General features: G+C 36.2%; 6 protein-coding genes. All 6 read left to right on the plus strand.

Annotated elements, in window-relative coordinates; all coding sequences use genetic code 11:
- The first annotated feature begins 85 nt into the window (after nt 1-85).
- Entirely contained in the window at nt 86-1,705 is a 1,620-nt protein-coding gene (locus QY331_05945) for a nucleoside recognition domain-containing protein (GenBank protein ID WKZ70789.1), read from the plus strand.
- 1 nt (nt 1,706) lies between these two features.
- Nucleotides 1,707-2,657: a D-glycerate dehydrogenase gene (locus QY331_05950; protein ID WKZ70790.1), complete on the plus strand. Its 951-nt coding sequence runs from the start codon at nt 1,707-1,709 to the stop codon at nt 2,655-2,657.
- A gap of 79 nt (nt 2,658-2,736) precedes the next feature.
- On the plus strand, nt 2,737-3,858 hold the full coding sequence (locus QY331_05955; protein ID WKZ70791.1) for an alanine dehydrogenase: 1,122 nt from the start codon (nt 2,737-2,739) through the stop codon (nt 3,856-3,858).
- Nucleotides 3,859-5,226 carry an acetyl-CoA hydrolase/transferase C-terminal domain-containing protein gene (locus QY331_05960; GenBank protein ID WKZ70792.1) on the plus strand — a complete coding sequence of 456 codons (1,368 nt, stop codon included), beginning with the start codon at nt 3,859-3,861 and terminating at the stop codon, nt 5,224-5,226.
- Nucleotides 5,226-5,915, plus strand: a complete 690-nt coding sequence (locus QY331_05965) for a metallophosphoesterase (GenBank protein WKZ70793.1) — start codon at nt 5,226-5,228, stop codon at nt 5,913-5,915. The genes QY331_05960 and QY331_05965 overlap by 1 nt, the downstream gene beginning before the upstream one ends.
- 196 nt (nt 5,916-6,111) lie before the next feature.
- On the plus strand, nt 6,112-12,996 hold the full coding sequence (gene sprA, locus QY331_05970) for a cell surface protein SprA (GenBank protein ID WKZ70794.1): 6,885 nt from the start codon (nt 6,112-6,114) through the stop codon (nt 12,994-12,996).
- The last annotated feature ends 9 nt before the right edge of the window (nt 12,997-13,005 follow it).

Consider the following 13,005-nt stretch of genomic DNA (forward strand, 5'->3'; position numbering starts at 1 on the left):
AAACTTGAATTATAATATCATGCTTTTTGAAAAAAGATTTTTTAACTTAGATGCAATTTACAAAACATAATTTAAGAACTCACATATGCTAAATTATATCTGGCTCGCTTTATTATTTCTCGGGATAGCAACTGCATTAACAACAGATATAATTGACGAATCGAAAAATAAATATCAGAACGGCAACTCCATTCCGGTTGAAATATTTTTAGATGAATTATCCGAATCACATTCTCAACAACAAAAAGCACAGCTTAAAATTCCACACAATACTTTTAATGAATTCTATAACACTTCGTTGAATGATACAATAAGTCATTCTATACAATTAAGCTATAACGAAAAGAAAGGTAGTTATTCACTGTTTTTAAGAGTAAATGAATCATCTCCGGAGATTTGGCAGACAATGGCAGCCGCTGTCGGTAAGTCTGATGATTTACTAGGTACTTTAGAAATTACTAATTCAATTTCCTCAAAAAGAAAAAGTGGTAGCGTTGAATTTGAAACAGTCTCTTTCATCCATATGAAAGAAGTTACAAATTCAACTTTGGATTATGCTTCAACAGCCGTAAACATTGCATTGGGATTAATCGGAATTATGGCACTTTGGCTTGGTATTATGAAAATTGCGGAAGAAGCCGGACTTATTAATATAATTGCGAAAGCAGTTAAACCAATAACCCGATTTTTGTTCCCCACTGTTCCTCATGATCATCCGGCCATTGGTTCAATTATTATGAATCTTTCGGCAAATATGTTGGGACTCGGAAATGCAGCAACACCTTTTGGTCTAAAAGCAATGGAGCAACTTGATGAGTTGAATGAAAACAAAGGAACAGCGACAAACGCAATGTGTATGTTTCTTGCGGTAAATACTGCCGGATTAACTTTAATACCCGCGACTGCAATTGCAGTTCGTGCTGCAGCAGGAAGCAGCGATCCGACAATAATTATAGGGACATCTTTTTTCGGTGCGTTGTGTGCAACTATTGTTGGCATCACATCAGCAAAAATATTTGAAACATTCTCGCAAAAGAATATTGTGTTTAAGCAATGGTTAGTCGAAAAACGCAAACCAATAATTTTCGTATCACTAATAATTTTACTGGCTGTACTTATTTCAATTACCGGTTTGTTGACATCGATATTAAACAACATTGAAGCGGATGTATTCAAATCGATAATACAAATAGTTTCAACCTTGGCGATACCGTTTATAATATTATTATTTGTCACCTATGGTATTTTTAAAAAAGTAAAGATTTATGAATCATTTGTTGAAGGTGCTAAGGAAGGATTTCAAATTGCGGTTAGAATAATACCTTATTTAGTTGCAATGCTTGTCGCGATTGGGATATTCCGTGCTGGTGGTGCAATGGAATATTTAATTGCTTTAGTCACCCCGGCTACGGATTTAATCGGAATGCCGGCTGAAGCTCTTCCTATGGCTTTTATGCGTCCGCTTTCGGGAAGCGGTGCGCTTGGAATAATGGCTGAAATTATTTCAGTTCACGGTGCCGATTCGTTTATTGGTGTTTTAGTTTCAACAATTATGGGAAGTACCGAAACGACATTTTATGTAATTGCTGTTTATTTTGGTGCTGTGAATATAAGCCGAACTCGATACGCACTGACAGCGGGATTATTAGCCGATCTTGCTGGTATACTTGGCGCTTTATTTATTGTAAAATTTTTATTCGGATAAGATGAAAGTATTTATAACAAGAAGTTTACCCGGTAATGTGGAAAAGACATTACGTGAAAATGGTCACACTGTTGTAACCTTCAAGAAGGATAAACCAATCACAAAAAAAGAACTTATCAAATATGCTCGTAATGCTGGTGCTGTTATTTCTTTATTGACTGATAAAATAGATTCGGAGATAATTGACAACTTAAAAAAGTGTAAAATAATTGCTAACTATGCTGCCGGCTATAATAATATTGATATTAATTATGCAAAGCAGAAAAATATAATCGTTACAAACACACCGGATATTCTAACAAACGCCACCGCAGATATAGCTTTAACTCTTGCACTCGCATGTTCACGAAGAGCGATTGAAGGACATGATTTTGTAATGAAGAAGAAATTCAAAGGTTGGGCGCCTAACCTTTTGCTGGGACTTGAAATGAGCGGCAAAACTATTGGTATTATCGGTGCGGGAAGAATTGGGCAAGCCGTTGCAAAAAGATTCAAAGCTTTCGATACAAAAATTATTTACTATAATCGCTCAAGCAAGTACGATTTAGAAAAAGATGTCGGTGCTAAGAAAGTTAGTCTCAAAAAATTAATGAATGATTCGGATATTATTTCTATTCAAATTCCTTCAACCAACGAAACTTATCACTTATTGGATAAAGAACATCTTTCACTTTTAAAACCGAATGCAATTCTAATAAATATTGCTAGAGGTGAAGTGGTTGATGAAAAGTATCTTATTCAATTATTAAAGAAAGGTAAAATTCATTCGGCTGGATTCGATGTATATGAAAACGAGCCCAATCTTGATCAGGACTTGCTGAAATTGTCAAATGCGGTTCTATTACCGCATCTAGGAAGTGCCACAATCGAAACACGCACAAAGATGGCTCAGCTTTGTGCAGAAAATGTGATACGGGTACTTTCCGGTAAAACACCAAAAACACCGATCTAACATTGCCTGTCATTTTGTTTTTAAGAGGATTTATAAGTATTTTTTACTTTATTATTTTATAAAAAAATTATCAAATACTATGAGAATAGGCATACCAAAAGAGACCATACTTGAAGAAAAGAGAGTTGCTTTAGCTCCAGCCGGAGTTGATGCTTTAGTTAAAGCCGGACACACGGTATTTATTCAAACAAATGCCGGACTTGACAGTCATTTCCCCGATGAAGAATACCGGGAAGTAGGTGCAAACATTGTCTATTCGGTTGAAGAAGTTTATCAACGTGCGGAATTGATTGCCAAAATTGCACCTCTTGCTGAAGCAGAAGCTGATTTACTTCAAGAAGATCAAATAATTTTTTCTTTTCTGCATTTGGCTGTCGGTAAAAAGAAAATAATCGAACAATTGTGCAAAAAGAAAATTACTGCGATTGGATATGAACTGATCGAAAAAAATAATGAACTGCCTGTATTAGAATCAATGAGTGAAATTGCCGGACAACTCGCAATTCAAGTAGGTGAGAGATATTTTGCAAGTGATATCCCAAGCAGCAGAGGAATTTTAATGGGTGGAATAACCGGCGTTGCTCCTGCCGCTGTTGTAATCCTGGGTGCCGGTGTTGTCGGTTTCACAGCCGCTCGTGCCGCGCTTTCAAGAGGTGCGCAAGTTATTGTTTTGGATAAAGATTTAAGTCGCCTTCGTAAAATGGAAATTCGATTATCAAAACGAATTACAACCGTTGTTGCAAATCCATATACTATTGCAAGAGGATGTAAGTTCGCAGATTTATTCATCGGTGCGGTTCTTATTAAAGGTGAAAAGGTTCCTCATCTCATTACCGAAGAAATGGTTAAGACAATGAAAAAAGGTGCTGTTATTGTGGATGTATCTATCGATCAAGGCGGTGTAGTTGAGACTAGTCGGCCAACAACAATTTCTGATCCAACTTTTGTTGAGCACGATGTTATTCATTATTGCGTGCCTAATATGCCGGCTCTTGTTTCAAGAACGGCTAGTTACGGACTTACTAACGCATCATTAGATTATATATTAAAAATTGCCGATAACGGACTAACGAATGCTTTACTAAGTGATAACGGTTTAGCGAAAGGTGTCTGTACTTTTAACGGTTATTGTTCAAATGAAACCTTAGCGGAAACATTTGGGCTCGAATATAGAAGATTACATTTTTTTTCAACGAACTAAATGACTAAAATTATTATGACTACCGAAGAAACAAAAATAACAAAAACGAATAGCCCTGCATGGTTAGCAAAATATAATTCAAAAGTTGTTACTGCTGATGAAGCTGTAAAGGTTATTAATTCAGGTGATAAAGTTGTTATTCAACCAGGATGCGCTGCACCGATGGAATTAATTCGCGCTATGGTTAGAAGAAAAGATGAGCTTGAAGACGTTAATATTTATCACATCCTTATCGTTGGTGATCTACCTTATGTTCAACCGGGGATGGAAAAACATTTTCTTCACAAAGCTTTCTTCATGGGAGGAAATACAAGAAAAGCTATAAATGAAGGACGTGCCCAGTTTATTCCAATTTTCCTTTCGGAAGTTACAATGCTCTTTAAGAGAGGATTACTTAAAGCTGATGTTGCAATGATAAATGTGTCACCGCCCGATGAACACGGTTTTTGCAGTTACGGAATCGATGTAGGTAATATCAAAACTCCGGCAGAAAAATCTAAAACAGTTATTGCTCAGATAAATGATAAAATGCCACGGGGATTAGGGAATAGTTTCATCCATATAAACAAAATAGATTATATAGTTGAATACAGTGAACCATTGATGGAATTACCGCAAGTTGATCCTAATGCCACCAAAGAGGAAATTGAAGTTTATAACCATATCGGAAGCCACATTGCTGAATTAATTGAAGATGGTTCGACTTTACAGATGGGTATCGGTGCTATTCCCGATGCGGTCATGCATTATCTAAAAGATAAAAATGATCTTGGCATTCATACCGAAATGTTTTCCGATGGATTAATTGATCTTGTTGAAATGGGAATTGTAAATGGTGAAAAGAAAACCCTTCATCCGGGAAAAATTATAGCTGGTTTCGTGTTAGGTACACGAAGATCATATAATTTTATTGATAATAACCCAATTTTTGAATTTCATCCTCAGGAATATGTTAATGATCCTTTTATTGTTGCACAGAATAGTAAGATGGTCGCAATAAATTCCGCAATTGAAGTTGACTTAACCGGTCAAGTTTGTTCGGATTCAATCGGCACAAAATTTTACAGCGGAATAGGCGGCCAGGTTGATTTTATCCGAGGTGCTTCAAGAAGTGAAGGTGGAAAGCCTATAATTGCACTTCCATCTTCCGCTAAGCATGGCCAAATTAGTAGAATAGTTCCAACCCTAAAACCGGGAGCAGGTGTTGTAACGTCTCGAGGTGATGTGCATTATGTTGTTACGGAATATGGAGCGGTCAATCTTTACGGCAAAACAGTACAAGAAAGAGCTGCAGCGCTTATTGAAATCGCTCATCCGGCTTTTAAAGATGAATTGAAACAATTTGCCAAGGAGACTTATAACATATAATGGTTGCTGTCATTGGTGATATTCATGGATGTTACTATACACTTGTTGAACTTTTTAATTTGATTCGCTCAAAGTATAGTAAAATCCCGATTTATTCTGTCGGCGATCTGGTTGACCGAGGAAATAACAGTTACGATGTTATTGAATTTATTCTAAATGAAAAAATACTTTTTACACCAGGCAATCATGATTATATGTTTTATCACTTCTTCAAAGATCCGTCAAGTGTTTTTGCCAGGTCTTGGATTTATAACGGAAATGAAGCTACTCTCGAATCATACGAACAACACGAAGAAGCTCTATTCCATCATATCGATGCAATTAAATCGGCACCGTTATTTTATAATTTAGAAGATTGTTTTGTCTCCCATGCTGGGATTTCTGAAGGTTATAGAACTTATTTACCATCTAACTACAAAGAAGATTTATCAGTACTCGAACCATTTATTTACAAAGATTTTCGAAATGATAATGGAGTTTTGTGGACACGCGACCAGCTGCTTGATCTTGGAAAGATACAAGTCGTTGGTCACACTAAACAAAAAGAGATTGTTTATGACGAAACTGCCAACGCATTATATATTGATACGGGAGCTTGTGTTGGGAATACATTGAGTGCTGTCATTATTGATAAGAGTAAAATAGTCGAAGTCATCTCTCAAAAAACTCACTTGAATGATTTAATTTGAAAGACATCCCTAAATTGATCTCCTCAAAAAAATAAATTGAATTTATGGAGCGAAATCAATAATTTTTCATCGTAACTTTTGAAACAAAGTTGGAGGAAGGATAGAAAAAACTCTACTATAACTACTATTAAATTTAGATAGGTCACATATTCTACAGTATCTAAAATATTTTTCGTCGATTGGAATCAAAAAGTTATTGATTCCTATTTTTGTTTTAGGAGTTATTTCAGTTTTTTCAATCTTTTCCGAAAGTAAGGGGAAGTCTTTAAACTTTCCTTTTCTTGAACAAAGATTCGATTTCCAAATCTCTCCTGCAGATTCTTCTCTTCTAAGAAGTGATACTTCCTTTACACAAGTTTCTCAAAACTTGAACCCGGATTCTAATATTGTTGAAAATATTTCTGATTCCTTAAATTTATCAGTCCCTCAACAAATTTCAGACACACTTAATCTTGCAGACACATTAAATCTTTCTCCTTCCGATTCAACAGCTTTGTTAGATACAGTTAAACTTGACTCTTTATCGATGGATTCATCAGCTCGGTTGCGTCATTTTAATTATACATTGCAACCGAAGTATACTTATTCGGTAACCCAACCAAGAAAATCGAAATTTTTTGCTTACCCGGCAACAACATTTATGGAGAGAACTGTTGAACTCGATTCGACAGGACAGTTTGTTCTTATAAAGGAAAGAACTCCAACTGGTAAACAAAAATTATTCATGAAAATGCCTATCTCGGAATATATAGCACTCCGAATAAGTGCTTTGGAAAACGAAAGTTGGGCTAAGCTTGGTTATGCTTATGAATTTGATGATGGCAAACGGGGATTGTCTGATTTGTTTGCGGATATCACAAATATTGAAATTCCATTACCGAGTACTTCATTCTTAAGTATCTTCGGTCCGCCAAAAATCAGTTTGAGAATTAGCGGTGCCGTTGATATAAAAGGTGCTTGGCGCAGTGAAACAACAGAAGGTGTGACTGCTTCAGCTCTGGGAAATACCAGAAATGAACCGGACTTTAAACAACAAGTGCAAATTAACGTTGCCGGTACTATTGGTGATAAATTAACAATCTCAGCGGACTGGAATACTGAACGTACATTTGAATATGAAAATCAATTAAAGATTAAGTACACAGGTTATGAAGACGAAATTGTGCAGAGTATAGAAGCCGGAAACGTATCTCTCCAAACTGCACCGCTGGTTGGAGGTAGTGAAGCGCTCTTCGGTGTTAAAGCTTTATTTAAATTTGGGCCTTTTAGTTTAACGGCTTTAGCTTCTCAAAAGAAGGGAGAGGTACAAGAGGTTTCAATTTCCGGTGGTTCTGAAAAGCAAGAATTTGAAAAACGACTTTATGAATACTCTACCAATCACTATTTCTTAGATGAAGTTTATGCTGATACCGATCCTGCCTTAGATATTTTTAATAAATACTATGGTGAAAGTACACCCATAGTTCTAAATGAATATGAAGTAAAGGATATTGAAGTTTGGAAAACTACAAATGCCATAGTTGATAAAAGTAAAGAACGAAGAGCAAATGCCTTCATTAATTTACCTGCAATTAATGCGGGAGAATCTTATGGCGATGAATTCAGAGGCAATGAAGATTCTCAACCAGGTCTTACCGTAATCGGCGGTCGATTCGTAAAACTGGAACCTGATATAGATTATATACTTCATCCCAAGACAGGTTATATAAGCTTTAGATCACAAGTTCAGAAGGAAGATGCGATTGCTGTTGCCTATAGAAGAGAAGGCCAACCCGGACCTGATAACGATCTTTACTTCGGTGAATTTTTGAATAATTCTAATCTACAAGACACATCGGTAACAATGGTCCTTAAACTTGTTAAGCCTGCTAATCTGAAACCGGATGGAGATTATGCAACCGCTTGGAAATTAATGCTAAAAAATATATATCCAATCGGTGGGCGTGATGTAAAACAAGAAGGGTTTGAATTCCAAATCAAGTATCAAGAACCTACTGGTGACCCCAAAAGTGATTACCAAGGTTTACCTTATATACAAGCTTTCGGATTAGACAAAACAAACGCGGATGGTACAAGTGATCAACCCGACGGTGCATTTGATTTTAAGTCGGGTCTAACAATTAATGCGCAAACCGGTGAAATAATTTTCCCCGTTCTTCAACCTTTTGGTGAACAATATCCACCGGAATTACCCGAAGAAAGAAAATTCCAAGAAGTATATGATTTATCAACAACATTTGCGCAACAAGAAAAATCGAAAGATAAATTCTTACTTACCGGAGTTTATTCAGCCGCTTCATCATCAACATTTAATATCGGTTTTAATGTTGTGGAGAACTCGGTTGAAGTTTATCTAGGCGGACGAAAATTAAATCGCGGAACGGATTACACAGTTGATTATAATATTGGGCAAGTTACTATTTTAAATAACGATGCATTAAATCCCGGTGCTGATCTAAGAATTACATTTGAACAAAACGATCTTTTCCAATTAGCTTCAAAAACTCTACTCGGGTTGCGCGGTATTTATCAATTCGATAAAGATTCGCACATCGGTTTCTCTTTCTTGAATTTGAATCAACAAACACTTAGTGATAAAGTTAGGATCGGTGAAGAACCATTGAACAACACTATTTACGGTGTTGATATGAAAACTAAATTGGATCTTCCTTTTGTTACAGACTTACTTGACAATGTAATATCAACAAGCGAAATGTCAAGTATAACTTTAAGTGGTGAATATGCATACATGAGTCCCGATCCAAATACTAAGAAAAGTACTATCGCAAGTGATCAAGATAAAAGTATTGCTTACATTGACGATTTTGAGGGATCAAAACGGATTATTCCAATAGGTAACACCTACGGACAATGGCGAGATCTTTCGGTTCCTAATAGAGTTCCGTTACATTCACCTGAAAGCTCACCAATTGAACTAATGGATTATAAAGCATTTTCATATTGGTTCAATTTAATCCCAGCCATAGATAATGTAAACGATATATGGCCGGAGAGACAAGCTGCGAGAGACAACCAAACAATTACGGTATTAGATTTTGTCTATGATCCTTTCGAAAGAGGAAGATATAATTCTCTCAATCCAACAATTGATAATCCTTTTCTAAATTGGGGTGGAATGATGAAACCTCTTTCATCGACTGCAAGCAATTTGGTGGAAGAGAATATTGAATTTATCGAATTTTGGATGCAGCTAAGATCAGCTCCTGAAGATGCTATGCTTAATATTGACCTTGGACAGATAAGTGAAGATGTTATACCAAATGGCGAACTTGACACAGAAGATAAAAATCAAAACGATTTAGTTGATGAAGGAGAAGATACAGGTATTGACGGTTTGTTCGATTCAGAAGAACCCGGTTATGACCCTGTAACAAATCCTGATCCAAATAGAGATAATTTTGCATATAGTCAAGGTTCCGGTGATTATAGATTTATTAATGGTACGGAAGGAAACGCAGCATTAACGGATGTTGGGCGCCTACCTGATACTGAAGATCTTAACAGAAACTTAACTCTCGATAGAATAAATAGTTATTTCCGTTATACTATTCCTTTGGATACATTGAGAGAGAATAATCAATTTATTCAGGGCGGTGGTGATAATAAAGGCTGGTACTTATTTAGAATTCCTTTAAAAGATTTCACGGATGCTATTGGAAATCCTTCGTTAACGCTTGTTGAAACAATTCGACTTTGGATCTCGAATGTTGATGAACCTATTCATTTAAGATTTGCAGAAATGAATCTTGTGGGTAATCAATGGAGGAAGGTTCTTAATCCACCTAAAGTAACAGAAGATGACGAAGTATTGAAAGTTACAACAATCAATATTGAGGATAATCCGGAATATAATTCTCCTCCCGGCGTACAAAGAGAGAGAGATAGAAGTAAGCCTGACGAAGAAGTATTCAAAAATGAGCAATCACTAAATTTAATTCTAACAAATTTAGAAGACGGTGATAGACGCGAGATTGTAAAATATCTTTACAAACCGCTTGATCTCTTTAATTATCGCGAATTAAAAATGTTTCTACACGGTGATATGTACACAGGACGCGGTTCTGTTTCATATTACGAGGATGAAAGAACTTATGGTGCTGAAATTTATTTTAGATTCGGTAGTGATACCTCCAATTATTATGAGTACCGTCAACCTGTGAGAAAAGGTTGGAACGAAGTCAGTATGATTTTCTCTGAGTTAACCGCTATCAAAGAACAGCGTGAAGTAATAAATGAAGTTTATAGAGTATTCTTAGCTGATGGTACCGGTGCATCTTATGCAGTTAAAGGCGAACCTACATTAACGAGAGTTTCTTATTTTATTATTGGGATTCAAAATCCGAAATTGGCTCCGGACTCAACTCGACCGAATAATTTTGGTGAACCTGTTTCCGGAAGTGTATGGGTTAACGAACTTCGTGTCCTAGATGCTGAAGATACACCCGGGTGGGCTTACACGGCTTCGGCAAGTGTTAAGTTTGCTGATTTATTAAATGTTGATGTTAACACTTCACAAACAGATCCATATTTCCATCGTTTATCCGAACGTTTTGGTAAGCGTATTGATGAAAGAAGTTGGGGTATCAATATAAATTTCGACTTATTAAAACTAATCCCGGTAAACTTACAAGGAAGTAATCTTCGTCTAAATTATTCGAGAAGAGAGTCAATTTCAAAACCGTTGTACTTACCCGGAACTGATGTCAATGTTGATCAAGCTGCTGAAAAGTTACGAATCAGAATGATCGAAAATGGACTAAGCGATAAAGATGCTCAAGTTGAGGCTGATCGACTCAAATTTGAAACTCAAACACTAAGCACTACCGACACTTGGTCACTAAATGGTGTTAAAATTGTTCTGCCAACGGACGCTTGGTATATAAAAGAAACAATTAATAACATCACTCTTGGGTTCAATTATAATATTACTCAAAGCAGAAACCCTACTACTGAACGAAATGAAAAATGGGTTTGGAATGCTAACATGAATTATAATTTGAATTTCAGCAAAGAGAATTACTTCAAGCCGGTTGATATTCCGATTATTGGTGATTTTATTGGTTTGTTTGATGATTATAAAGATGTGAAAGTGTTTTTCAGTCCTACAAAATTTGACGCGGCATTTACAGCTTCAAGAAACTATTCGTTTAATTTAACAAGAACGGATAGTGCCAAACCCAATATTCAACGAGACTTTACTACAACTAGAAAGTTTGGATTCGGTTGGCAATTTACTGAAGGTGGATTGTTAAATCTGGGCCTAAACTATTCTGCGGATTTCCAATCTTCCTTAACAAATCTACTTACGAAAGAAATCGGTGTTGATAGTAGAAATCAGCCGATAATAATTGAAAGAAGCGAAAGTGAAATATGGAGTGATATTTTTGGCGGTGCATTCTTCGGTGATGATTTTAACTTCAAGCAGTCGTTTGATCTAAGGGCTCAACCAAAACTCCCGACATTATGGGGAATTGATAAGGCATTCTCTCTGACACTAAATTATTCTGTTAGCTATAATTGGCGAAACAACTTTACTCAAGCTGAAATAGGACGATCCGCTAGTTGGAGCAATAGATATGGTGCATCACTAAACATACGTTGGAAATCACTTTGGGAGCCATTGTTTGGTGAGGAATCTAAATCCACAACTGCAACAAGACCTGGCGCAACACAGCAACAGGGCAGAGGTGGGAGAACAACAAGAGGACAAGGTCGAGAAACTGAACGCGATGTTGATAAGGAAATTGAAGGAGCTAACGAAGAAACTGTTCAATCGGATAGCACTGAAATTGATGACGGTCCATCAACAATTTCAAAAGGCTTTTCATACATAAAAGCCGCAATTAAATATATCCTTGTTGATTATGACCAAATTAGATTCAACTTTACTCAGACTACTTCTCTTGCGAATACCGGATTAGCTGGTGCGGGTACTGGGTTTAATAATTTCTGGGGATTCTCGGAACATTATTCAAAAGGACCAAGTAGGGCTTATATGCTGGGATTTTCATTTAATGCCGGACCTCGTGCACCAAATGGTAATTTAAGTGATAACTTTTCACAAAAAAATAATTTTGATTTTTCCACTTCAAGACCTTTGTGGGAAGGTGCTACTTTAGATGTCAAATGGAATGTCGGTTGGGGAATTCAAAAAAATACTTCGCTTGAAACTAATGAAGACGGAACGGTTACTATAACAAACTTGAATTCGAGCGGTACACTTGACAGATCATTTTTATCCATTCCTAACTTCTTATTCTTTAATTTCTTTGATAACAACATTGCAAAAGTTGCTTCATTATATAATCCTAACGCTGAAAGACGAAGCGAGAACCTAAGTAATGCATTCATTGAAGGATTCGAATCATTCCCTTGGCTATCAAAAATCCCGTTATTGGGGGATTTCATTAGATATATTCCTAGACCAAATTGGTCAGTCACTTGGAGTGGATTAGAAAAGTTTTCATTCTTAAAAGATATTGCTCAACGTGTTCAGTTAAAACATGCATATACTTCAAAGTATACTGAAGGATGGAAAATTGATCCGGATGGTAATAAACAAATCCAAACACAAAAAATTACATATGGTTTTGCCCCGCTTGTTGGTGTAAGCTTAACGTTTACCGAAATTTTTGACGGGAACGTTACCGGCTCAGTACAGTATAATACAACATCAAATTATGATTTGGGTACGACTACTAGAAACATAACGGAAGGTTTTAGTAAAGATATTTCTTTTACGGCTAGTTATTCAAAATCCGGATTTGAAATACCGTTATTTGGTTTGTCTCTTCAAAATGATATTGAAATTTCACTTTCCTATACTACAAGTGAAAATTCAACAGTGATTTATGAAATGGATAACTTTAACGAAGAAGGAACACCTCAAGACGGTACAACAAGAACTAGTATTGAACCAAGAATTAAATATGTTATGAGTTCTAGAGTAACACTATCATTATTCTACAAAAGAACTTCGGTTGAACCGAAAGGTGCAGCTCGTATTCCACCGACTACTACTAATGAAGCTGGATTAGAAGTTCATATTTCTATTCAATAATAGCTAAAG

It is taken from the genome of Melioribacteraceae bacterium (genome assembly GCA_030584085.1).
Lineage (GTDB): Bacteria > Bacteroidota > Ignavibacteria > Ignavibacteriales > Melioribacteraceae > SURF-28.